At 68.0% G+C, this 24,320-nt stretch carries 20 protein-coding genes; 15 read left to right on the forward strand and 5 right to left on the reverse strand.

What is annotated here, in order from left to right; genetic code table 11:
- Positions 1-125 precede the first annotated feature (125 nt).
- The gene (gene hemN, locus ACX40Y_RS11660) at positions 126-1,448 is read right to left on the reverse strand and encodes an oxygen-independent coproporphyrinogen III oxidase (protein WP_459119734.1); all 1,323 of its coding nucleotides are present in this window, start codon (positions 1,446-1,448) and stop codon (positions 126-128) included.
- 114 nt (positions 1,449-1,562) lie between these two features.
- Here hemN and ACX40Y_RS11665 point away from each other — a divergent pair, with 114 nt between their 5' ends.
- The 9 genes from ACX40Y_RS11665 (at position 1,563) to ACX40Y_RS11705 (ending at position 12,437) form a co-directional block, all read left to right on the forward strand.
- The gene (locus ACX40Y_RS11665) at positions 1,563-1,817 is read left to right on the forward strand and encodes a hypothetical protein (protein ID WP_459119735.1); all 255 of its coding nucleotides are present in this window, start codon (positions 1,563-1,565) and stop codon (positions 1,815-1,817) included.
- A 165-nt stretch (positions 1,818-1,982) separates the two neighbouring features.
- Positions 1,983-2,630: an aldehyde dehydrogenase iron-sulfur subunit PaoA gene (gene paoA / locus ACX40Y_RS11670; protein WP_459119736.1), complete on the forward strand. Its 648-nt coding sequence runs from the start codon at positions 1,983-1,985 to the stop codon at positions 2,628-2,630.
- The gene (locus ACX40Y_RS11675) at positions 2,627-3,577 is read left to right on the forward strand and encodes an FAD binding domain-containing protein (RefSeq protein WP_459119737.1); all 951 of its coding nucleotides are present in this window, start codon (positions 2,627-2,629) and stop codon (positions 3,575-3,577) included. Before paoA ends, ACX40Y_RS11675 begins: the two co-directional genes overlap by 4 nt.
- Before the next feature lie 3 nt (positions 3,578-3,580).
- Positions 3,581-5,788 (forward strand): aldehyde oxidoreductase molybdenum-binding subunit PaoC, encoded by a 2,208-nt coding sequence (gene paoC, locus ACX40Y_RS11680; RefSeq protein ID WP_459119738.1) that lies wholly within the window; start codon positions 3,581-3,583, stop codon positions 5,786-5,788.
- A 102-nt stretch (positions 5,789-5,890) separates the two neighbouring features.
- Entirely contained in the window at positions 5,891-7,099 is a 1,209-nt protein-coding gene (locus tag ACX40Y_RS11685) for a hypothetical protein (RefSeq protein WP_459119739.1), read from the forward strand.
- Positions 7,100-7,137: 38 nt separating this feature from the next.
- Positions 7,138-8,436, forward strand: coding sequence for a chloride channel protein (locus tag ACX40Y_RS11690; protein WP_459119740.1), 1,299 nt, complete (start codon positions 7,138-7,140; stop codon positions 8,434-8,436).
- A gap of 67 nt (positions 8,437-8,503) precedes the next feature.
- Entirely contained in the window at positions 8,504-9,262 is a 759-nt protein-coding gene (otsB, locus tag ACX40Y_RS11695; RefSeq protein ID WP_459119741.1) for a trehalose-phosphatase, read from the forward strand.
- A complete protein-coding gene (locus ACX40Y_RS11700) occupies positions 9,259-11,052 on the forward strand; it encodes a glycoside hydrolase family 15 protein (RefSeq protein WP_459119742.1) in 1,794 nt (597 codons plus the stop codon). The genes otsB and ACX40Y_RS11700 overlap by 4 nt, the downstream gene beginning before the upstream one ends.
- Complete coding sequence (locus ACX40Y_RS11705) at positions 11,049-12,437, forward strand: alpha,alpha-trehalose-phosphate synthase (UDP-forming) (RefSeq protein WP_459119743.1); 1,389 nt, start codon at positions 11,049-11,051, stop codon at positions 12,435-12,437. Before ACX40Y_RS11700 ends, ACX40Y_RS11705 begins: the two co-directional genes overlap by 4 nt.
- Here the strand turns inward: ACX40Y_RS11705 and ACX40Y_RS11710 are convergent.
- Positions 12,412-13,401 carry a mechanosensitive ion channel family protein gene (locus ACX40Y_RS11710; RefSeq protein ID WP_459119744.1) on the reverse strand — a complete coding sequence of 330 codons (990 nt, stop codon included), beginning with the start codon at positions 13,399-13,401 and terminating at the stop codon, positions 12,412-12,414. The genes ACX40Y_RS11705 and ACX40Y_RS11710 overlap by 26 nt on opposite strands.
- Positions 13,402-13,611: 210 nt before the next feature.
- Here ACX40Y_RS11710 and ACX40Y_RS11715 point away from each other — a divergent pair, with 210 nt between their 5' ends.
- On the forward strand, positions 13,612-15,198 hold the full coding sequence (locus ACX40Y_RS11715) for a DUF389 domain-containing protein (RefSeq protein ID WP_459119745.1): 1,587 nt from the start codon (positions 13,612-13,614) through the stop codon (positions 15,196-15,198).
- 75 nt (positions 15,199-15,273) lie between these two features.
- Here ACX40Y_RS11715 and cydX read toward each other — a convergent pair whose 3' ends face one another.
- From cydX to ACX40Y_RS11730, 3 genes are read right to left on the reverse strand one after another with little or no spacing between them, the layout of a single operon-like run.
- Positions 15,274-15,390, reverse strand: coding sequence for a cytochrome bd-I oxidase subunit CydX (gene cydX / locus ACX40Y_RS11720; RefSeq protein WP_459119746.1), 117 nt, complete (start codon positions 15,388-15,390; stop codon positions 15,274-15,276).
- Between the two features lie 12 nt (positions 15,391-15,402).
- Entirely contained in the window at positions 15,403-16,551 is a 1,149-nt protein-coding gene (cydB, locus tag ACX40Y_RS11725; RefSeq protein ID WP_459119747.1) for a cytochrome d ubiquinol oxidase subunit II, read from the reverse strand.
- 22 nt (positions 16,552-16,573) lie between these two features.
- Complete coding sequence (locus tag ACX40Y_RS11730; protein WP_459119748.1) at positions 16,574-18,163, reverse strand: cytochrome ubiquinol oxidase subunit I; 1,590 nt, start codon at positions 18,161-18,163, stop codon at positions 16,574-16,576.
- A gap of 115 nt (positions 18,164-18,278) precedes the next feature.
- On the opposite strand from ACX40Y_RS11730, the gene ACX40Y_RS11735 reads away from it, so the two are divergent.
- The 5 genes from ACX40Y_RS11735 (at position 18,279) to ACX40Y_RS11755 (ending at position 24,291) form a co-directional block, all read left to right on the forward strand.
- Entirely contained in the window at positions 18,279-19,838 is a 1,560-nt protein-coding gene (locus ACX40Y_RS11735; RefSeq protein ID WP_459119749.1) for an ABC transporter ATP-binding protein/permease, read from the forward strand.
- A complete protein-coding gene (locus ACX40Y_RS11740) occupies positions 19,835-21,433 on the forward strand; it encodes an ATP-binding cassette domain-containing protein (protein ID WP_459119750.1) in 1,599 nt (532 codons plus the stop codon). Before ACX40Y_RS11735 ends, ACX40Y_RS11740 begins: the two co-directional genes overlap by 4 nt.
- 22 nt (positions 21,434-21,455) lie before the next feature.
- On the forward strand, positions 21,456-21,887 hold the full coding sequence (locus tag ACX40Y_RS11745) for a MerC domain-containing protein (RefSeq protein ID WP_459119751.1): 432 nt from the start codon (positions 21,456-21,458) through the stop codon (positions 21,885-21,887).
- Positions 21,888-21,956: 69 nt separating this feature from the next.
- Positions 21,957-23,165, forward strand: coding sequence for an ATP-binding protein (locus tag ACX40Y_RS11750; RefSeq protein WP_459119752.1), 1,209 nt, complete (start codon positions 21,957-21,959; stop codon positions 23,163-23,165).
- Positions 23,166-23,259: 94 nt separating this feature from the next.
- Positions 23,260-24,291, forward strand: coding sequence for a substrate-binding domain-containing protein (locus tag ACX40Y_RS11755; RefSeq protein WP_459119753.1), 1,032 nt, complete (start codon positions 23,260-23,262; stop codon positions 24,289-24,291).
- Positions 24,292-24,320 lie beyond the last annotated feature (29 nt).

Genomic DNA, 24,320 nt, shown 5'->3' on the forward strand with positions numbered 1-24,320 from the left:
AGACGCACCGGCATCGATCGAATGCCGGACGCAGCGAACGGATACCCAATGTTATAGAAGGCCAGCTGAACGCAGGCTATACGAAGGCGAAACGAACCGGCTCGGGAATTGCCCTTAGCCTGGCCTCAAACCGCGCTGCTGAACCGGGTCGCCGCCGGCGTGCGATAGCGATCGAGCGCGCTGGCGATGGTGCGGGCATAGGGCCAGGCATCGTCCGCCAGCGTGATCCGGGTGCCCTGCCGATGGAGCAGGCCGCGCGCTTCGAACGGCGCCAGCTGCGCAACGATCGCCGCCGGATCGGAAAGCCCGGCAAGATCGGCGGCATCCCGGCACAGCAGCGCCTCGATCGCCTCGGCGCGGCGGCGGTCCTCCGCATCGCGATGAATGCCGCGTGACGCCGCGAACCGGTCGGCCGAGATCGCCATGTGCCAGCGGCCGCTGTTCTTCTCGTTCTGCAGCAGCCGGTCCGGGAACTGGCTGATCGCCGTCGCGCCGATGCCGATCAGCACCTCGGCCGGATCTTCGGTAAAGCCCTGGAAGTTGCGGCGCAGCTGCCCGTCGCGCGCCGCGACCGCGATCGCGTCGTCCGGTCGCGCGAAATGATCGAAGCCGACCGGCTGATAGCCCGCCGCCACCAGCACGGCGCGGGCATGAACGGCCTGGTCGAACCGGGCGGCCGCATCGGGCAGCGCGCCCGCATCGATCCGTCGCTGCCGCGCGATCAGATGCGGCACGTGCGCATAGCCGAACACCGCCAGCCGATCGACGCCAAGCGCTACCGACGCCTCGATCGAATCCCCCAGTCGTTCGATATCCTGCCCAGGCAGGCCGTACATCAGGTCGAAATTGATCGAATCGACCCCCGCATCGCGCAGCAGCATCACCACCTCGGCGATGGTGTCCGCCGGCTGGACGCGGCCGATCGCCGCCTGGATTGCCGGGTCGAAGGTCTGTACGCCCAGGCTGACGCGCCGCACGCCGGCTTCGCGGATCGCATCGGCCCAGCCGCGATCGAAGCCGCGCGGATCGACCTCGAGCGACAGCACCGGCGCCTCGGCGCCGAACGCGGCGCGCACCTGCCCGGCGAGCGCCCGAAATGCCTCGGGCGAAATCGCATTGGGGCTGCCGCCGCCAAAGGCGATTCGTCCCACGGCGGCGCGACCGCCCAGCCGCGCCGCCACCAGCTCGACCTCCTCGCCCAGCCGGTCGAGATAGGCCTGCAAGCGCGCGCTGCGATTGGCCGCGCCGGTATTGCAACCGCAATACCAGCAGATCTCCTTGCAAAAGGGGATGTGGAGATAGAGCGAAGCGGGTGTCCCCGGTTCGATCGCGTCCAGCGCCGCCGCCATGTCGTCCGATCCCATGCTGTCGCCGAATTCGGCGGCGGTCGGGTAGCTGGTGTAGCGCGGCACCGGCGTCGCGAGCAGATCGGGGTGATAGGTCGGCATGTCATCCGCAATGGCGGGATCACGCCGTGACGTCGCTTGGTAAACTTCCGTAGTTGGGGCTAGCGGTCGTCATCGCGCTGGCGCCCCGGCACCCCGGCCTGCTAGGCTGCGGCCATGCAATTCGACGATCAGCTGCTCCGCTACTTCGGCACCACCGACATCGGTGCCCTCACCCCGCCCGCGCTGGCCGCCGGGATCGAGCGGATGAAGGTCGATATCGGCCTCGAAGCCGATCGAAGCCGCCGCTTCGCGCTGTGGGCATTGCTGTTCATGCTGGGCAGCGCGCCCGATCTCGACGCGACCTTCGAGGACGCGGCGGATCAGGAGGCGGCGCGCAACTTCATGGATCTATGCGACGCACAGGTCTGATCCTGGCGCCGGGCCGACACGGCGGCGCGGACATTTGCCGCAGCGGTGCAAGCCGCCTAGGATCGACAAAACGCATCGCCCGCGCAACGAAATCGGCGGTTCGGCCGTTGCCGCCGACACGGTCGTCAGGGGCAAGTCAAATCGAGCGGAGACAGGGGAAGCCACATGGATGATCCAACCGGCAGGCACGTTTCCCGTCGCGGCGTGCTCGCCAGCGGCGCGGCAACGATGGCAGTGACTGCGCTTCCAGCAGGCGCAACGACGAAGGAGCCGAACCCGGGAATGGCCACCGACCCAGCCCGGCTGCCCGTGACGATGACCGTCAACGGCAAGCAGCACGCGCTGTCGCTCGACAGCCGCACGACTCTGCTCGACGCGCTGCGCGAGCATCTCCATCTCACCGGCACCAAAAAGGGCTGCGACCACGGCCAGTGCGGCGCCTGCACCGTGCTCGTCGACGGCACTCGCATCAATGCCTGCCTCAGCCTGGCGGTGATGCATGACGGCGATTCGATCACCACGATCGAAGGCCTGGGATCGCCGGACGATCTGCATCCGATGCAGGCGGCGTTCGTGAAGCATGACGGCTATCAGTGCGGCTATTGCACGCCCGGCCAGGTCTGCTCGGCAGTGGCGGTGCTCGACGAGATCAGGGCCGGCGTGCCCAGCCATGTCACGCCCGACGTCGTCGCCGCCCCTGCGATGAGCGAGGCGGAGATCCGTGAGCGCATGAGCGGCAATATCTGCCGCTGCGGCGCCTATTCCAACATCGTCGAGGCGATCCGCGAGGTCGCCGCCCGGAGGTCCGCATGAAGGCGTTCACCTATGAACGGGCGACCAGCCCGGCCGACGCCGCGAAGAAGGCCGCACAGACGCAGGGCGCGAAGTTCATCGCCGGCGGCACCAACCTGCTCGACCTGATGAAGCTCGAGATCGAGGCGCCGACCCATCTGATCGACGTCAACCGCATCGGGCTGGACAAGATCGAGGCGACGCCCGACGGCGGGCTGAGGATCGGCGCATTGGTGCGCAACACCGATCTGGCCGCCGACAAGCGCGTGCGGCGGGATTATGCGGTGCTCGCCCGCGCCATCCTCGCGGGCGCATCGGGTCAGCTCCGCAACAAGGCCACGACCGCCGGAAACCTGCTCCAGCGGACCCGCTGCCCCTATTTCTACGACACCAACCAGCCTTGCAACAAGCGCAAGCCCGGCAGCGGATGCGCCGCGATCGGCGGCTACAGCCGTCAGCTGGCGGTGATCGGATCGAGCGACGCCTGCATCGCCACCTATCCCGGCGACATGGCCATCGCGATGCGACTGCTCGACGCGACAGTGGAAACGGTGACGCCTGACGGCGCGACTCGCAGCATCCCGATCGCCGACTTCCACCGGCTGCCGGGCGACGCGCCGGAGCGCGACAACACGCTGGCACCCGGCGAGTTCATCACCTCGGTCACCCTGCCAAGGCCGTTGGGCGGCAAGCATTTCTACCACAAGGTACGCGACCGCGCCTCCTATGCCTTCGCGCTCGTCTCCGTCGCGGCGGTGGTCCAGAAGGACGGCACCGGGCGCGTCGCGTTGGGCGGCATGGCGCACAAGCCGTGGCGCGTCGAAGCGGCGGAAGCCTCGCTGCCGAAGGGCGCAGGCCCGACGATGAAGCTGATCCTGGAAGGCGCCCGGCCCACGCCGGACAACGCCTTCAAGGTGCCGCTGGCGGAGCGGACGCTCGCCGCCGTGCTGCACGAAGCGAGGGGCTGAGCCATGAAATTCGATACGCCCGCCACCACCAATCCGATCGACCGACTGAAGGTGATCGGCAAGCCCGCCGACCGGATCGACGGGCCGCTCAAGACCAGCGGCCGTGCGCCCTATGCCTATGAACGCCACGACGCGGTGGCCAATCCGGCCTATGGCTATGTCGTCGGCTCGGCGATCGCCAGGGGCCGGATCACCGGCATGGAAAAGGCCGGGGCGCTTGGTGCGCCCGGCGTGCTCGCGATCGTCACGGCGGAGAATGCCGGCCCGCTGAAAAAGGGCGATTTCAACACCGCGATGCTGCTCGGCGGCCCGGAAATCGAGCATTATCACCAGGCGATCGCGCTGGTCGTCGCCGAGAGCTTTGAACAGGCCCGGGCGGCGGCGGCGCTGATCCGCGTCGACTATGCGCGCGCACCAGGCAAATACGACCTCGAAGCGGCAATGGCCGACGCGACCTTGCCCGCCGAGGGCTTTGGTGGCCCCGCCGAAAGCAAGGTCGGCGACTTTGCCGGTGCCTTTGCCGCCGCGCCTGTACAACTCGACGCACGCTATTCGACGCCCGATCACAGCCACGCGATGATGGAGCCCCACGCCTCGATCGCGAAATGGGAGGGCGATCAGCTCCAGCTCTGGACGTCCAACCAGATGATCGACTGGGGCAAGGGTGATGTCGCCAAGACGCTCGGCATCGCGAAGGACAAGGTGCGGCTGATGTCGCCGTTCATCGGCGGCGGCTTTGGCGGCAAGCTGTTCGTGCGCGCCGACGCGGTCCTCGCCGCGCTGGGCGCCAAGGCGACCGGGCGCGCGGTAAAGGTGATGCTGCCGCGCCCGCTGATCTTCAACAACACCACCCACCGTCCCGCGACGATCCAGCGCATCCGCATCGGCGCCGAGCCGAACGGCAAGATCACCGCGATCGGCCATGAAAGCTGGTCGGGCGATCTGCCCGGCGGCAGCCCCGAAACGGCCGTCAGCCAGACGCGGCTGCTCTATGCCGGCGCGAACCGGCTGACGGCGATGCGGCTCGCCGTGCTCAACCTGCCAGAGGGCAATGCGATGCGCGCGCCGGGTGAGGCGCCGGGCATGATGGCGCTGGAAATGGCGATGGACGAAATGGCCGAAAAGCTCGGCCTCGATCCGATCGAATTCCGCGCGATCAACGACACCCAGGTCGATCCGGAGGCCAAGGATCGCCCCTTCTCGCAGCGCCAGCTGATCAAATGCATGCGCACCGGCGCCGACGAGTTCGGCTGGGCCAGGCGCAATTCGCTGCCCGGCAAGGTGCGCGACGGCCGCTGGCTGGTCGGCATGGGCATGGCGGCGGCGTTCCGCAACAACATCAACATGCGCTCGGCGGCGCGCGTGCGGCTGGGCCGCGACGGCGTCGTCACGGTCGAGACCGACATGACGGACATCGGCACCGGCACCTACACCATCATCGCCCAGACGGCGGCGGAGATGATGGGCGTGCCGCTCGACCAGGTGGTCGTCCGGCTCGGCGATTCGAGCTTCCCCGTCTCGGCCGGTTCGGGCGGGCAATGGGGCGCGAACAGTTCAACCGCGGGCGTCTATGCCGCCTGCGTCGCGCTGCGCGACAAGATCACGGCGGCGCTGGGCTTCAACTCGGCCGACAGCGTGTTCGAGGACGGCAAGGTCCGCGCGGGCAACCGCGTCGTCGCGCTGACCGACGCGGCGAAGGACGGCGAGATCGTCGCCGAGGACCGGATGGACTATGGCGATCTCGCCCGGAAATATCAGCAATCCACCTTCGGCGCGCATTTCGTCGAGGTTGGGGTCGACGCCGCCACCGCCGAAATCCGCATCCGCCGCATGCTCGCGGTGTGCGCCGCCGGCCGCATCCTCAACCCCAAATCGGCGCGCAGCCAGGTGATCGGGGCGATGACGATGGGCGCCGGCGCAGCACTGATGGAGGAACTGGCGATCGACAAGCGCTTCGGCTTCTTCGTCAATCACGATCTGGCGGGCTATGAAGTGCCGGTTCATGCCGACATTCCGCATCAGGACGTGATCTTCCTCGACGAGACCGATCCGACGACCTCGCCGATGAAGGCCAAGGGCGTGGGCGAGCTCGGCATCTGCGGCGTCGGCGCCGCGGTGGCGAACGCGATCTACAATGCCTGCGGCGTGCGCGTGCGCAACTATCCGGTCACGCTCGACAAGCTGTTGCCCGGAATGCCCGCTTTCGTTTGAGGCCGGGAACGAAAGGCGGCGGCAGGCGCGGCACCTGCGGGTGTCTTTGCTTTGCCTATGCCGGCCATTGGCGTTAGGCAGCCGCCACGTGAAGGGAGTCGAATGACGATCACGATCGTGGCGCTCGTCTGCGCCGTTTCAGCCGCACTGGTGCTGTCGTTCGGCAAGTTCGCGAAAAGCGACGGCTGGCGCGCCACGGTGACGCCGCTTGCGTCAATCATCGGCAGCGGCTTCCTGATCTGCGGCCCGCTGCTCGCGCGCGAGTTCGGCGGCGCGGCGATCCTTGCGGAAATCGTCCTGCTGCTGCTCGCCTATGCGGTCGGCTGGGTGGTGCGGTTCAACATCACCGAAGTCGAAAACCATCTCGAAAGCGCGTCGCCGCGCGATTCGGTGGTGTGGTTCGCCCGCGCGACCCAGGCTGTGCTCTCGCTCGCCTATGCCGTGTCGGTGGCCTATTATCTGAAGCTGCTGGCCGAATTCGCGCTGGCGCCGCTCCAGATCGAGCCCGGCTGGCACGCCTTCCTGTCGAGCGCGCTCGTCACCGTGCTGATCCTCGGGCTGATGGCGCTCGCATTCGGCAACGGGCTTCACCGGGTCGAGCGGCTCGCGCAGGAAACCGTATCGATCAAGATCGGCATCATCGTCGGGCTTCTCGCCGGTCTCGCCTGCTGGTGGGTGCTCAACGCGCCCGGCGATCCGCTTCCTCCCGCGAAGATCTCGATCGCCAGCATCCCGATGCTGCTCGGCCTGCTCATCACCGTTCAGGGTTTCGAGACATCGCGCTACATGGGCTTTGCCTATTCGCAGCAACTGCGGATCCGCACGATGCGCCATGCACAATGGATTGCTGCGGCGATCTATATCGCGTTCCTCGCGCTGCTGACCCCGCTGCTCGGGCGCGCGGCCGAAGCGGAGGGCGTGGCCGGCATTCTGGAGGTGATGCGCTTCATCGCGCCCGCGATGGGCGTGCTCGTCCTGCTGGGTGCACTGTCGAGCCAACTCAGCGCCGCGGTGGCGGATTCGATCGGCGCCGGCGGGTTGATGAGCGAAGTCACCCACAAGCGGCTGAGCGTGGGCGCCGCCTTCTCGGTGGCCGGTGCGCTCGCCATCGCCGTTGTCTGGCTCACCGATCCGTTCCAGGTCGTCGCGATCGCCTCCCGCGCCTTTGCGCTGTTTTATGCGATGCAGTGCGTCCTCGCGCTGATGGTGGGATCGCGGCATCGCACGCCGCTGGTCAAGCGGCTTGGATTCATGGCGATCGGCCTGATCTGCGTCGTCGCCGCACTTGCAGGAGCACCCGCCGAAGGATGAGCATCGCACCGCCCCAACCCAGCCGAAGAATACGCACAATGGTTCGCCGGCACGGGCCGGGCGCGCCGATCTGGCGCCGGCGCGTCGCGATCCTAGGTGGTGCCATTGCAATCGGGCTGGTGGCGCTCGCCTTTGCCGCCACGGCCGACTGGGCGACGGAGGTGTTCGGCTCGATCGAACGGCAATGGTGGTGGGCACCGCTGCTAATGACGCCGGCGGGCTTCGCCTTCTTCGCGTGGCTGACGATGCGGTTTGCGCCGGATGCCACCGGCTCGGGCATCCCGCAGGTGATGGCCGCGACGCGCGATCCCAATCAGGCGATGGAAAGCCTGACCTCGGCCAGGACGGTGATCGCCAAGCTGTTCCTGACGATCGGCGCAGTGCTTGTCGGCGCGTCCACCGGGCGTGAGGGGCCGACGGTGCAGGTCGCCGCCTCGATCATGGGCTATGCCCACAAGCTGGCGGCAATCCCGCTGCGTGCGTCGGTGTTCATCGCCGGCGGTGCGGCGGGCGTCGCCGCGGCGTTCAACACGCCGCTGGCCGGCGTCGCCTTCGCCATCGAGGAACTGGCCGCCGCCTATGAGCAGCGGATGACGATGCTCGTCATGGCGGCGGTGCTGATCGCCGGCATGGTCAGCCTCGGCGTGTCGGGCGATTATGTCTATTTCGGCGTGATGCGCGAAACGCTGTCGATCGATCACGCGATCGTCGCCGCGCCCGTCGCCGGCGTGATCGGGGGCGTTGCGGGCGGGCTGTTTTCGCGACTGATGCTGGCATCGGGCGGCTCGAACTGGGCGCCGCTGGTCGCGATCCGCCAGCGCAAGCTGCTGTTCGCGGCGCTGTGCGGCGCCGTCGTCGCGGTGCTGGGCGTGCTGACCGGGCTCACCTGGGGCACCGGCTATGGCGCCGCGCGCGCCGTCATCACCGGCGCCGATGCGCCTTGGTGGTTCGCCCCCGCCAAGTTCGCGACGACGCTCGCCACCGCCGTCGCCGGCATCCCCGGCGGCATCTTCGCGCCGTCGCTTTCGGTCGGCGCCGGGGTTGGCGATCTCGTCCACCTGCTCTTCCCGCGCGACCCCAGCGGCGCGATCGTCCTGCTCGGCATGGTCGCCTATTTCACCGGCGTGGTGCGTGCGCCGCTGACCGCCGTCATCATCATCTCGGAGACGACCGCGAGCCGCGGGTTGATGCTGCCGCTGCTCGCCTCGGCGCTGGTCGCCGATTTCGCCGCCCAGTTCGTCTGCAAGGAGCGGCTCTATCACGGCCTGTCGATGCGATTTAGCGCTGCACCGCACAAAAAAACCGGGGCGGAGGCAGTCCCGAAGGGAACGGATTGACTTCGCAATCGTAACGATTGGGGCAGCATTCATCCGCTGCCCGGCACATCGATTACAAGGAGACGCAATGCCCGACCGGAATCCGACGCAGTTGATCGCGCCGCCGGCGGACCTTCTGGAAGACGCCAGCCTCTTTCTCGATTTCGACGGCACGCTGGTCGAGATCGCGGACCGCCCGGATGCGGTATCCGTCAGCCCCCGCCTCGCCGCGCTGATGCATGCGCTCGACCGGCGGCTTGACGGTCGCCTTGCGCTGGTGAGCGGTCGCCCCGCCGACGAGATCGCCACGCTGTTCGGCGCCGATCTTTGCACCGTGGTCGGCAGCCACGGCATGGAATTCCGCCGGCCGGACGGCAAGCGCGAACAGGCCGAGCGCCCGGCCGGCCTCGCCGACGCGCTCGCCGCGATGTCCGCGCTCGCCGCCGACGCCCCCGGCGTGATCGTCGAGAACAAGCCGCTCGGCGCCGCGCTCCATTTCCGCGCTGCCCCGGATCGCGAGGGCGTGTGCGTCGCGCTTGCCGAGCGACTGGCGCGCGACCACGGGCTTCACCTCCAGCACGGCAAGATGATGGTGGAGGTGCGCGCAAGCGGCGGCGACAAGGGCAGCGCGATCCGCGCCCTCACCGCCGAGCCGCGCTTCGCCGACACCCGCCCCGTTTTCATCGGCGATGACCTGACCGACGAACCCGGCTTCGCCGCCGTCGCCGCACTGGGCGGCGCGGGCATTCTGGTGGGGCCGGAACGGCCGACCGATGCGCGTTTCAGACTGGAGGATGTCGATGCCGTGCTCGGCTGGCTCGGCACGATCGCGGGAGTAGAGGCATGACGTCGCTGGATCTTTGGCCGATCGGCAATTGTCAGGTCAGCGCGCTGGTGGATCGCGCAGGCCGGTTCGTGTGGGGATGCGTGCCCCGCGTCGATGGCGATCCGCTGTTCTCCGCGCTGATCGGCGGCGAAGAACCCGATAACGGCTATTGGGCGATCGAGCTCGAAGGCGTCGTCTCGGTCGAGCAGCATTATATGCGCAACGCGCCGGTGCTCGTCAGCCGGCACAGCGATGCCGCCGGCAACGCGATCGAGGTCGTCGATTTCTGTCCGCGCTTCCAGCGCATGGGCCGCGTTTACCGCCCGGTCGCCTTCGCCCGCATCGTCCGGCCGGTCGCGGGCAGCCCGCGCATCCGCGTCAAGCTGCGGCCCACCTGCGGCTGGGGCAATGATTGCGGCAAGCGGATCGGCGGCTCGAACCATCTTCGCTATCTGGTCGAACCGATGACGCTACGCCTCACCACCACTTCCCCGGTCGGCATGGTGAGCGAGGAGCGCGTGTTTCGTGTCGAACGACCGCTCCATTTCTTCCTCGGCCCGGACGAGAGCTTCAGCGGCGATGTCGGCGAGACGATCGACGACATGCTGGCCAACACGCTGCGCGAATGGCAGCACTGGGTGCGCGGCCTCGCCATCCCGCTCGAATGGCAGGATGTGGTGATCCGCTCGGCGATCACGCTCAAGCTGTGCCAGCATGAGGAAACCGGCGCGATCGTCGCCGCGCTCACCACCTCGATCCCCGAACATGCCGGGTCGCAGCGCAACTGGGACTATCGCTACTGCTGGATCCGCGACGCCTATTATACGGTGCAGGCGCTCAACCGGCTGGGCGCGCTCGACGTGCTCGAATCCTATCTCGGCTATTTGCGCAACATCGTCGACGACGCCCGCTCGGAACCGCGCGGCGGCCATATCCAGCCGCTCTACGGCGTGCTCGGCGAGGCCACGCTGGTCGAACGCGAGGCGCCGGCGCTGGGCGGCTATCGCGGCATGGGGCCGGTTCGCGTCGGCAACCAGGCCTATGAGCAGGTTCAGCACGATGCCTATGGCCAGATCGTCCTGTCCAATGTCCAGGCGTTCTTCGACCAGCGGCTGTACCGCATTGCGGGCATCGAGGATTTCGAGGCGCTGGAGCGCGTCGGCGAGCGCGCATGGGAATATCATGACCAGCCGGATGCCGGCCTGTGGGAGCTGCGCACCCGCCAGAGCGTCCACACCTATTCGGTGGCGATGTGCTGGGCGGCGTGCGACCGGCTGGCCAATGCCGCGCATGTGCTGGGGCTCGCGGCGCGACGCGACTTCTGGCAGCAGCGCGCCGACACGATCCGCTCGACGATCTTCGAAAAGGCGTGGCGCGACGATACCAGCCGGTTTTCCGCCACCTTCTCCGGCGACGATCTCGATGCCAGCCTGCTCCAGCTGCTGGAGATGCGCTTCCTAGCGCCCGACGATCCCCGTTTCGTCGACACGCTGAACGCGGTCGAGGCCGGGCTGCGGCGCGGGCCGACGATGCTTCGCTATGCCACCGAGGATGATTTCGGCCTGCCTGAAACCGCATTCAACTTCTGTACGTTCTGGCTGATCGAAGCGTTGCACATCACGGGCCGCACAGACGACGCGCGAGCATTGTTCGAGGAGATGTTGATGCGGCGCACCGCTGCCGGATTGCTTTCCGAGGATATCGACCCCGTCACCGGGGAATTGTGGGGCAATTATCCCCAGACCTACTCGCTGGTCGGCATGATCAATTGCGCCGTTCTGCTGAGCAAACCCTGGAGTTCGATCCGTTGAGCCGCCTCATCGTCATTTCAAACCGCGTTTCCGCGCCCAAGGGCTCCAATTCCGGTGCGCAGGGCGGGCTCGCCGTCGCTCTCGCCGCGGCGCTCCGTGAAAATGGCGGCATCTGGTTTGGCTGGTCCGGCGAACAAACCGATCAGTTCACCGGCCAGATCAGCATGCAGCGCAGCCACGGCGTCACCACCGCCACCGTCGATCTGGAAGAGCAGGATATCGACGAATATTATAACGGCTATGCGAACCGCACGCTGTGGCCGCTGTTCCATTACCGCATCGACCTTGCCGAATATGAGCGCGGCTTCGCGGGCGGCTATCAGCGCGTGAACGAACGCTTCGCCGAGACCGTCCGCCCGCTGATCGAGCCGGACGATGTGATCTGGGTTCAGGACTATCACATGTTCCCGCTCGGCCAGGAACTGCGCCGGCGCGGATGCCGCAACAACCAGATCGGCTTCTTCCTCCACATTCCGTGGCCGCCGCGCCGCCTGCTCTCCAGCCTGCCCAAGGCGCATGAACTTATCGAGACGCTGTTCGCCTATGACGTGATCGGGTTTCACACCCAAGAGTGGATGGAAAGCTTCATTGATTTCGCGCGTGCCGAGATGGAGGCGGTGGTGCAGCCCGACGGCGTGCTGCGTATCGGCCTGAAGAGCGTGAAGCTGGTCGCCTGCCCGATCGGCATCGATGCCAAGGAATTCGAGGCGCTGGCCGAAAGCGATACGGCGCGCCAGGCCTATGCCCAGATGCGCAAGAGCGCGGTCGGCCGCTCGATGATCGTCGGTGTCGACCGGCTCGATTATTCCAAGGGCCTGGAAGAGCGCTTCCTCGGCTATGAGCGCTTCCTCAGCGCACATCCCGATCAGCGCAAGGAAGTGTTCCTGCTCCAGATCGCCCCGCCCTCGCGCGCGTCGGTGGAAAGCTATCAGCGCATCCGCAACACGCTCGAAGGGCTGGCCGGCAAGATCAACGGCGCGCATGCCGATCTCGACTGGGTGCCGCTGCGCTATGTGAACCAGGGCTATCCGCGCGACGTGCTCGCCGGCGTGTACCGCGCCGCCAAGATCGGCCTGGTCACGCCGCTGCGCGACGGCATGAACCTGGTGGCCAAGGAATATGTCGCGGCGCAGGATCCCGAGGATCCGGGCGTCCTCATCCTCTCCAAATTCGCCGGCGCGGCGATCCAGATGGAGGAGGCCCTGCTCGTCAACCCGTACAGCGCCGAGGAAGTTTCCGACGCGATCCACCGCGCGCTCAACATGCCGCTGGAGGAGCGGATCGAGCGCTGGAAGGTGCTGAAGGCCGGGGTGGACGAGCAGGACGTGATGTGGTGGCTCAAGCGCTTCACCGACGAGCTTACCCGGGTTCCGGCCGAGGCCTGAACTCCACCGCGCCGCGATAGCGGACGATAGCCTCGGGCATCTCGGCGCGGATGAACGCCAGCAGACCTTCGCGGATTTCGCAGCGAAGGTCGAACGCGCTCGACGCATCCTTCGCCGTCATCAGGCCGCGAACCTCGATCGCTTCCGGCTTGGTGTCGGTGACTTGCATGTTGCAGAAGCGTCCGTCCCAGCGCGGGCTGGCCTTCACCAGTTCCTCCATCCGCCCGCGCAGCCGGTCCACATCCGCCGCCGGATCGAGATACCAATAGACGCTGCCGAGCAGCTGGCTGGTTTCGCGCGTCCAGTTCTGGAAACTGTCCTCCAGGAATTTGGAAACGGGCACCACCAGGCGGCGCTCGTCCCAGATCTTCACCACAACATAGGTCAGCCTGATCTCCTCGATCCGGCCCCATTCGCCGTCGATGATGACGACGTCGTCGATGCGGATCGGTTCGGTGAACGCCATCTGCAGGCCGGCGATCAGGTTCTTGAGCGCCGGCTGTGCGGCGGCGCCGACCGCCAGAGCGGCAAGGCCGGCCGATGCGATCAGCGTGACGCCGACGCTGCGGACGCTCGGGATGCTCATCAGCATCATGCAGAAGGCGATCAGCATCACCAGGAACACCGCGATGCGGTGCAGGATGCTGGCGCGCGTCCGCCGCCGACGGGCGCGGAGATTGTTTTCCGATGTGATATCGGTCCGCGCCAGCACGACGTCGAACACGACGCCCAGCAGCGCAACCGCCATCCAGCCGAGCAAGGCCGGGATGATCAGCCCCGCGGCCTGCGTCCAGGCACGGGTGCCCGATGCGCCCAATGTCAGCGCGGGCTGGGCGAACGACAGTGCAATGACGATCAGCAGCCAGCGCGACGGGCCGTGCAGCCGGCGCAGGACAATGTCGTCGACGTCGGTGCTTGTCCGCTTCGCGGCGCGACAGGCGATCTTGATGACGATGCTGTGCACCGCCCAGGCGAGCGCGACGGCAAGCGCGACGATCAGGATACTGCTCGCCCAGCCGGGCAGTTTCGCGAGGATCTGGTCCAGACGTGCCTCCTTTCAAGGTTGATCGATACGCCCGGGGAACGGAGCCGGCACCCGCCGGGTTCCACCGCCGGCAGCTTCAATCGGGCGGCCGAACGAGCTAACGCAGGTGAATGACCGAGTACCGCAACGATGAATGAAGCCGCCGCATCGCCGATCGTCCGGCCCTCCGCGCCCGATCCGCTGAACCGCGTTCCGCTCTATCGCTGGTGGCGGATCAACGTCATCGACAGCGTCGACCACAGCCGCGTGATGGAGCGGATCATCGACGAAAGCGGGCTTTCGGCGCGCTATGTCTTCATGACGATGATGTCGGCCGGCATCGCTGTGCTGGGCCTGCTGCTGTCGTCGCCGGCGGTGGTGATCGGGGCGATGCTCATCTCACCGCTGATGGGGCCGATCCTCGGCCTCGGCTTCGCGCTGGCACTGTTCGACTTTGCCGAGCTGCGGCGCGCGGGCACCGCCTTTGCGATCGGCTCGGCGGTCGCGGTGCTGTTCACCGCGCTGATCGTCGTGTTCTCCCCGCTCAAGGCGCCCACTGCCGAGATCCTCGCACGCACCCGCCCCAATCTGTTCGACCTGCTGGTCGCGCTGTTCGCGGCGCTCGCCGGCACCTTCGCCATCATCCGCGGGCGCGGCGATACGATCGTCGGCGTCGCGATCGCCACCGCGCTGATGCCCCCGCTGGCGGTGGTCGGCTATGGCCTCGCGACCTGGAACATGGCGGTGCTCGGCGGCAGCCTCGCGCTGTTCGTCACCAACTTCCTCACGATCGCGCTGGCGGCGACGATCATGGCGCGGATCTATGGCTTCGGCCATTTCCTCTCGAGCCAGCAAAGCTGGACGCAGACGGCGGTGCTGCTGCTCGCCTTTGTCGCCATGTCGGTGCCGCTGGCCTATTCGCTCGGCCAGATCGCGCGCGAGGCGTTTCTGGTGAACCAGATCCGGTCGGCGCTGACCGAACGGTTCGGCCCGAACGCGCGGATCACCCAGCTCGACGTCGATTTCGATCGAGATCCGTGGGCGGTGCGTTCGGTGGTGATCGCCCCGCGAGACCGGGCGCGCAGCCCCCGGGCGCTTCGCAGCGATCTGGAAAAGGCGTTGCAGCACCGGCTTACCTTGCAGGTCGACCAGATCCTGATCGATCCGAACCAGGGCACCGAAGCCCAGCGCGAGGCGCTCGCACGCGCCAACGCCGCCGCCGCCGACGGACGCGACGTCGCGCAGGAAATCGCACGCATCGTCGCAGTCGCGGCGGGCGTTTCGTCCGACAATGTGACCGTGGATCGCGACCATCAGCGCGTCGTCGCCTCGGCGGCGCCGCTGCCGGGCGCCGGCCTTGCCAGCTATCGCGCGCTCGAAGCCCGCGCCGCCGCCAGCGCGCCGGGCTGGGTGGTCAATCTGGTGCCGCCGACCCTGCCGCTGCCCGCGATCACGTTCGAGGATGGCAGCGACACACTGTCCCCCGCGGCGCGCGAGGCGGTGGAGCTCTCGGCCTGGGCGGCGAAACGGTGGAACATCCGCTCGCTGGTCGTGCCCGGGCTACCGGACGAACGCCCGGCGGACGATGCGGTGGCCGATGCGCCGCTCGCCGTGCGCCGCGCGCTCGCCATCGACGCGGTGCTGCGCGAACAGGGGGTGCCCGACGTCGCGGCGCCGTCCGAAGGCGATCGCTTCACGCTGGCGCCCGCACCCACCGGCTCCGACGAGACACCCTGACGGCGCCCGCACGCGCCGACAGACGAAACGGCGACCCGCATTGCGCGGGCCGCCGCCGGTCATTTGCTCATCGGCTCAATCGAGCACGGTTACGTCGGTCGACGGATCGGTATGGAATTCGAGCCAGATGCCGTTGAGCACGGCCACCGCGACCGCAAGGCCGGTGCCGAGAATCCAGGCGAAATACCACATGGTTTCAACTCCTCAGTAAAGGTCGGGGTTGAGGCGAACCTCTTCCGACGTCACCCGGCCGAACATCACGCGATAGGCCCAGGCGGTATAGGCGAGCACGATCGGCAGGAACACCAGCGTGCAGATCAGCATGATGAACAGCGTGACGTGGCTCGACGATGCGTTCCACACGGTCAGGCTCGACGCAGGATCGATCGAGCTCGGCAGGATGAACGGGAACATCGACAGGCCGACCGTCGCGATGATGCCGACATTGGCGAGCGACGAACCGGTGAACACCAACAGGTCGCGGCGGCCGCGAATGCCGAGCAGCGCGAGCACCGGCCCGATAAAGCCGAGCAGCGGCGCGATCAGCATCCACGGATGGCTCGCATAATTGTCGAGCCAGGCGCCCGGCGCGCGCACCGCCGCCAGCAGATGCGGGTTCGACGGCCCCGACGGATCGGCGACGCCGGCAAGCCGGTAGCCGAGATCGCCATAGGCGACATAGGCGCCACCGGCCGCGAACAGCACCAGCGCCAGCACCGCCGCCACCGTGCCGAAGCGCCGGGCGCGATCGAGCACCGGCCCGGCCTCGACCTTGATGCTCAGCCAGCCGGCACCGTGCAGCGCCAGCATCGCCACTGACAACAGGCCGGTGAGCAGGCTGAACGGCGTGAACAGGCCCAGCAGCGAACCGTCATAGAAGGAACGCAGATCGCTATCGAGGCGGAAGGGCGCACCGAGCAGGACGTTGCCCACCGCCACGCCGAACACCAGCGCCGGCACGAACCCGCCGACGAACAGCGCCCAATCCCAGCGCGAACGCCAGGCGGCATCGGGATGCTTCGAGCGATATTTGAACCCCACCGGCCGCAGGATCAGCGCGGCCAGCACGAGGAACATCGCCAGATAGAAGCCCGAAAAGCTCACGGCATAAACGAAGGGCCAGGCGGCAAAGATCGCGCCGCCGCCCAGGATGAACCACACCTGGTTGCCTTCCCAGGTGGCGCCGACGGTGTTGATCACCATCCGGCGTTCGGCATCGTTGCGACCGACAAAGGGCAGCAGCGCAGCCGTGCCAAGATCGAAGCCGTCGGTCAGCGCAAAGCCGATCAGCAGCACGCCCAGCAGCGCCCACCAGATCAGGCGCAGGCTTTCATAATCGAGCGGAATGGACATTATTGCTCTCCTTGGCTCGCGCTCATTCGGCGGGAACGGCGTGGAGGGGGGTCGGCTCCGGCGACGGCGGCACTGGATCGTGCTGCGGCTGCCAGGGCGTATAGGTTTCCGGGCCATGCTTGATGCTGGAGAGCATCAGGCGGACCTCGATGATCGCCAGCACGCCATAGATCAGCGTGAAGCCGATGATCGTCGTCCACAGTTCCGGCACCGTCAGGCTCGACGCCGCGAGGAAGGTCGGCAGCACGCCGTCGACCGCCCAGGGCTGGCGCCCAACCTCGGCGACGATCCAACCGAACTCGATCGCAACCCAGGGCAGCGGGATCATCCACATCGCCGCGCGCAGGAACCATTTGTGATGGAAATGGCGCGCATTGGCGTAATAGAGCGCCGCCGCGAAGAAGGCGATGAAACCGAAGCCCAGCGCCGCCATGCCGCGGAACAGCCAGAAGACCACGGGCACATTGGGCACTGTCGACCAGGCCGCCCGGTCGATCGTCGCCGCATCGGCCTTGCGGGGATCGTCGACCCAGCGCTTGAGCAGCATCGCATAGCCGAGATCGGCCTTCGACTTCTCGAACACGGCGCGTGCCGCCACGTCGTTGCGATTCGCCTTCAGCGTCTGCAGCGCGTCATAGGCGCCGATGCCGTTCTCGATCCGCAGCTTCGCCTTGGCGACCAGCGGGAAGATGCCTTCCACCTGGCCGGTCAGGCTGCGCGTGCCGATCAGGCCGAGCACATAGGGCACCTTGACCTGGTACAGCGTCTGGCGCCCGGCGTTTGACGGGAAACCGAACACGGTGATGCCGGCCGGCGCCGCTTCGGTATGCCATTCGGCCTCGATCGCGGCGAGCTTCATCTTCTGGTTGTCGGTCAGCGCATAGCCGCTCTCGTCACCCAGCACGACCACCGACAGCGACGCCGCCAGGCCGAAGGCCGCGGCAACGCCGAAGCTGCGCTTGGCGAGCTCGAGGTGCCGGCCGCGAAGCAGGTAATAGGCCGAGACGCCGAGCACGAACACGCTGGCGCAGACATAGCCGGCGCTTACCGTGTGGACGAACTTCGCCTGCGCGACGGGATTGAAGATCACCGCCATGAAGTCGACGACTTCCATTCGCATCGTATCCGGGTTGAACACGGCGCCCGCCGGATGTTGCATCCAGCCATTCGCCACCAGGATCCAGAGCGCCGACAAATTGGTGCCGAGCGCCACCATGAAGGTGACGAACAGATGCTGTCGCTTGCTCAGGCGATCCCAGCCGAAAAACATCAGGCCGACGAACGTCGCCTCAAGGAAGAAGGCCATCAGGCCTTCGATCGCCAGCGGCGCACCGAAAATGTCGCCAACGTAGTGCGAGTAATAAGACCAGTTGGTCCCGAACTCGAACTCCATCGTTAACCCGGTGGCAACACCAAGGACGAAGTTGATGCCAAAAAGCTTCCCCCAGAACCGCGTGACATCACGCCAGATCGGTCGGTCGGTAACGACGTAGACACTTTCCATGATCAGGATCAGGAAGGAAAGGCCGAGCGTTAACGGCACGAACAGGAAGTGGTACATCGCCGTCAGCGCGAATTGCAGGCGCGACAGCTCCACAACTGCCATATCCATAAAATTTCCTCAGCTATAGCCGCGAGGCTGGACTAGGCGCGCAAGGCGTTGGCGCCTATGCGGGATATCCCCTATTCCTTTCGCCTGCCCCGGTCGCTTGTACAAAATGTCTCATATGAACCCTCAGAAATCGGCCGGATTGGGCTGGACCATCGATCTTTGCGGCGCCGCCCTGTTCGCCTGGGGGATCGCCGACGGCGTCGCCGCCGCGGCCGCCGGCCAGACGGCCGCCGCGAGCGCGTTCGTCGCGATGCTGGCGGGCGGGCTGTTGCGGGCGGCGACCAACTGGGCGGTGCCGGTGCTCGCGATCCGCGGAGCACAGGCCGATGGCACCCGTTTGCGCCGCGATCTGATCGCGCGGCTGCTCGGCGGCGGCGCGGCGCCGTCGATCGGCCAGTCGGCGACGCTGGCGATCGATCATGTCGCGACGATCGAGAATTACGAAACCCGGTTCGTGCCGGCGCGCGTCGCCGCCGCCGCCGCGCCCGTCGCCGCACTGGCGATCATCGCCTGCGCCAGCCTGGTCGCGGCGGGCATTTTGCTCGCGACCTTGGTGCCGTTCGTGATCGGCATGATTCTCGCCGGCACCGCGGCCAAACACGCCTCCCAGCGTCAGCTCGCCGCGCTGGGCATGCTGTCGGGCCTGTTCGTCGATCGCGTCCGTACCCTGCCGATCCTGCGCCATTTCGGCGCGGAGGAACGGATTACCCGTCAGGTGAGCGCCGCCACGCGCGACGTCGCCCAGCGCACGATCGAAGTGCTGCGCGTCGCCTTTCTGTCGAGCGCGGTGCTCGAATTCTTCTCGGCGCTCGCCGTCGCGCTGGTCGCGGTCTATTGCGGCTTCAGCCTGCTGGGGCTGCTGCCTTTTCCCGATCCCGAGACGCTGACGCTGCGCGAGGCGTTCTTCGCGCTGGCGATGGCACCCGAATTCTATTTCCCGATGCGGCGGCTGGCGGCGGCCTATCACGAGAAACAGCTCGGCGAGGCGGCGCGCGGCGAACTGGCGGCGCTGCCCGTCCGCCCCGAACCCGCGCCCCCCGCCGCCGATTTCGCCGGGCTCAGCGCCGATGGCGTGACGATCGCCTGGTCAGGCCGCACGATCGGGCCGGTCAGCCTGTCGATCGGCACTACCGGCATGGTCGCGCTCACCGGAGCCACCGGCAGCGGCAAGACCAGCCTGCTCGCGGTGATCGCGGGCCAGATTACGCCGGACGCGGGCACGCTGCGCCTTGCCGGCTGCGATGCCGATGACGGCGAACCACCACGCCGTCCACCCGCCGCCTGGGCGGCACAGCATCCGCTGATCCTGCCCGGCACCCTGCGCGACAATCTGGCGGTCGCGGCGCCGGACGCCGATGACGCCGCGATCCTGACGGCGGCCGATCGCGTCGGGCTGATGCCGATGCTGGCGCGGCGCGGCGCCGGGCTCGATCTGCCGCTCGATCATCGCGGCTCGGGGCTGTCCGGCGGCGAACGGCGGCGGCTGGGGCTCGCCCGCGCGCTGCTCGCGGATCGCCCGCTCTTGCTCGCCGATGAGCCCACCGCCGATCTCGACGATGCCAGCGCGGCGGCGATCGTCGCACTGCTGCGCAGCGTCGCCGCCAGCCATGCGGTGATCGTCGCGACGCATGATCCCCGGCTGATCGCGGCGGCGGACGCGGAGGTGGCATTGTGAGCACGAGCCGCGATCCGTTCGAACTCGCCGCGCCCGAGCGGCGCACGCTGCGCTGGGCCTTGCTGTGCGCCGCGCTCGCCGGGCTGGCGGCGATCCTGCTGCTCGCCTTGTCGGGCGCCTTCCTCACCGGCGCGGGCATCGCCGGGGCGGCGGGGGCCGCGGCGATCCTGGCCTTCAACTATCTGATCCCCAGCGCGGCGATCCGCGGCCTCGCCATCCTGCGCACGGGCGCGCGCTATGGCGAACGGCTGCTCGCCCATCAGGCGGCGCTGACCGCGATGGCGGCGACACGCGGACGGCTGTTCGGCACGCTGGCGGCGCAGGACAATCGCACCGCGCCCGATCTTTCCAGCGGCGATGCCAGCGCCCGGCTGATCGGCGATATCGAGGCGCTGGAGGATCTGATCGTCCGTCGGCCGACCCGGCCGGCGAGCCTGATCGCCGCGCTGTTCGCGGTCGGGCTGGTGGCGTTTGCCGGCTTGCAGGCGGCGGCGGCGCTGGCGCTGCTGCTCGCGGCGCTCCCGGTGCTGCTCTCGCTCGCGGCACACCGGCTGACCGCCCGCCCCGCCGCCGACGCGGCAGAGGCGCTGGGGGCGCTGCGCACCGCCTTTGTCGACTATGCGGCGGCGCGGCCGGAAATCATCGCCTATGGCCTGGCCGATCGGGTCAGCGACACGCTGGCGCAACTGGCAACGCCGCTCGATCGCGCCCGTGCGGCACTCGCCAATGCCGAAGGGGCGGTCGCCGGGCTGCTCGCCGGCTATGGCGCGCTGGCAGCCGCGACGGTGTTCGCGCTTGCCGACGGCCCAGCGCCGCTGCGGGCGCTCGCGCTGCTCGCGGCGACCGCCTCGGTCGAGGCAATGGCGGCGGTCGCACGCACCGCGCTGCGCCAGAGCAGCGTCGAACAGGGCATCGCCCGGCTGAAGACGCTCGCGGGCCTCGACGGCGAACCCGCCCGCATCGCGCCCGAACGCGAAGCCGCCCGGCCGCTGACGCTCGGTTCGCTGGAGCTCGCGCCGGCCGCGCGCGTCGCGATCACCGGCATTTCCGGCGCCGGCAAGACGCGGCTGATCGAGGCGCTGGCCGGACTGCGCGTACCGGTTCACGCGATGGCGCTGGACAGCACACCCGTCGCTCAGTGCAGCGCCGACGCCCTCCGCGCCCAGTTCGCGCTCGCTCCGCAGGACGCGGTGCTGATCGCCGGTTCGATCGCCGACAATCTGCGCGTCGCTCGCCCCGGCCTCACCCCGGACGAGATGCACGCCGCGCTCGACATCGCCTGTCTCGCCGATCGCGTCGCGTCGATGCCGCTTGGGCTCGACACGCCCGTCGCCGAAGCCGGCGGCACGCTTTCGGGCGGCGAGCGCAAGCGCCTATCGCTCGCCCGCGCGCTGCTGGCAGCCCGGTCCTGGCTGCTGCTCGACGAGCCGACCGAGGGCCTCGACGCCGATACCGAGCGCCAGCTCGTCGAACGGCTCGACCGCTGGCTCGCCGCGAATGAGGTCGGGCTGGTTCTCGTCTCGCATCGCCCCGCCCCGCTCGTGCTGGTCGAGCGCACGATCGACATCACCACCATCGCCACCTTGAATCTGTGATATAATATCACATATAGCCGCGATGCCTTCCGATCCGACGCCCGCCGCCCCTTCCCCTGTCCAGGCAATCCAGGGGCGCCGCGTCGACTGGATCGAGCGTGCGGCGGTGGGCATGTCGACGCTGTGCCTCGTCCATTGCCTGGCGCTGCCGGTGCTGCTGGCGCTCCTGCCCGGCGTGTCCGCCTGGCTTCACCTCCCCGCCGATCTGCACCGCTGGCTGCTGATGTTCGCGATCCCGAGCTCGAGCTTCGCGCTGCTCTCGGGCTGCCGCGTTCACCGCAGCGCCGGGCCGTTGCTCACCGGAATCGCCGGCCTGTCGCTGATGGCGCTGGCAGCGCTGCTGCTGGAAGGCACCGCGCGCGAGGTGCCGGTGAGCGTCGCCGGCAGCCTGTTGCTGGTCGCCGCGCATGTGTCGAACTGGCGCGCCCGGCACCGCCAATGCGGCTGCCAATGAACCCGCCGATCGGCCCCGCGGGAAATCAGGGCTCGTATCGGGACGCCTGAGCGCGCTACAGGGGCAGCCATGACCTCGATCGTCGGCTCGCGAACGATTCTCGCCCTCTGCATCGCCGCCATCGGTGCGGCCGCCGCGCTGCTGCTCGGCGGCGACCTGCAGGCGGCGCTGATCGGCTTTGTCGGGGCGACCGCCGCCGTGCTGCTCGCCGCGTCGGGCGGCGATCCGCTGCCCCCGCCGCCGCCGGCCGACCTCGCCCCGCCGCCCACACCGCGCGGCCCGGCGATCGACGAGGTGATCGAAGCGATTGCCGAGCCCGTGCTCGCGATCGACGCCACCCGCGTGATCGCCGCCAACACCGCCGCCCGCGCGCTGCTCGGCCAGCACATCGTCGGCGAGGATGTGCGCCTCGCAATCCGCCACCCGGCGGCGGCCGAACGGCTGCTCGATCCGCGCGAACGGGTGCAGGCCGCGCCGATCCACCTTGTCGGCCTCGGCACCCGCGAACAGCGCTGGGAGATGCGCGTCCGCACGCTCGAAAGCGGTGAGCGCGTCGTCCATCTGATCGATCGCACCGGCAGCTATACCGCCGAGCGGATGCGCGTCGATTTCGTCGCCAATGCCAGCCACGAACTGCGCACCCCGCTCGCCTCGCTGCTCGGCTATGTCGAGACGCTGGCCGATGGCGCCGGCGAGGATGCCGAGATCCGCCAGCGCTTCCTCAAGATCATGCACGACGAGGCGCGGCGCATGGACCGGCTGATCAACGACCTGATCTCGCTGTCGCGGATCGAGGCGGAGAAATATCGCGCGCCCGCCGAGTCGGTGGCGCTCGGCGAGTTGATCCAGCAGGTCTGCAACGAATTGGCGGGCGACAGGCGCGCCGCCGAACTCGTGACCGAGATCGCCGCCGTGCCGCCGGTCCGCGGCGACCGGACGCAGCTGAGCCAGCTGCTCCACAACGTCATCGGCAACGCGATGAAATATGGCCGCCACGGCACCCCGGTGACGATATCGCTGCGCAGCGAAGGCGAAACGATGGTGTCGCTGAGCGTGACCGATCAAGGCGAGGGCATTCCCGCCGAACATATCCCGCGCCTGACCGAGCGTTTTTATCGTGTCGATTCGGGACGCAGCCGATCGCTCGGCGGCACCGGCCTGGGTCTCGCGATCGTCAAGCACGTGATCGAGCGCCACCGCGGGCGGCTCGATATCGCCAGCACCGTCGGCGTCGGCACCACCGTGACGGTGCGGCTGCCGATCGAGCGCGTGTCATAATGTCGTAACGCGATTGCCGGAGAGGGACCGAGATGCGGGTTGGGCGAGGCACCCGCTTTCCTATCGCAATGGTTTTGGAACACGGGAGGTGACGATGAAGGGTCGTCTGGCTCTGATCACGGCGAGCGTGCTCGCACTGAGCGGATGCGGCGGCAATTCGACGCGCGAGATTCGCGTCGTCGGCTCGTCCACGGTCTATCCGTTCACCACCGCCGTTGCCGAAGCCTTCGTCAACGCCAAGAGCGGGCGCAAGGCACCCGTGGTCGAATCGATCGGCAGCGGCGCCGGCATCCGCCGCTTCTGCGAAGGCGTCGGCGCGCAATTCCCCGATATCGCCAATGCGTCGCGCCGCATGACGCGCAACGAATATGATCGCTGCCAGCAGAATCAGGTCGGCGGCATCATGGAAATCACCATCGGCCTCGATGGCGTCGCGCTCGCCGAGTCGAACGACGGCCCCAAGCTGCAGCTCACCAAGAACGACATCTATCTCGCGCTCGCCGCCAATCCGCGCGGCAAGCCGAACACCGCGCGCACCTGGCGCGACGTCAATCCGGCGCTGCCGCCGGTGCCGATTCTGGTGATGGGGCCGCCATCGACCAGCGGCACCCGCGACGCTTTTGTCGAACTGATGCTCGAACCCGGCTGCATCGAAGCCTATCCCGAGGCCGAGGCGCTGAAGAAGGCGGCCGATCCGGCCCCGTTCGACAAGGCCTGCCGCCGCATCCGCGAGGACGGGCCTTATGTGGACAAGGGCGAAAACGACAATCTGATCGTCCAGGGCCTGGCGCAGAATCCCAACGCGCTCGGCATTTTCGGCTATTCCTATCTCGAGGAAAACCAGAACCGGCTGCACGGGGTGCCGATCAACGGGGTCGCCCCCACCTATCAGACGATCGCCGACGGCCAGTATCCGGGCGCGCGCCCGCTGTTCCTCTACGTCAAGAAACGGCACATGAAGGCGGTGCCGGGCCTCAAGGATTTCCTCACGCTCTACACGACGATGTGGGGCCCGGGCGGGCCGCTCGCCAAGCGCGGGTTGATCGCCGCGCCCGAGGCGATGCGCGTGGCGATGGCCGATCGCGTCAAGGGCGAAGTCGCGCTCGATCGGGGCGAGTTGCGGTGAAACGGGCTCCATCGGCACCGCGGCAGGTC

The sequence above is a fragment of the Sphingomonas sp. RS6 genome (assembly GCF_054489705.1).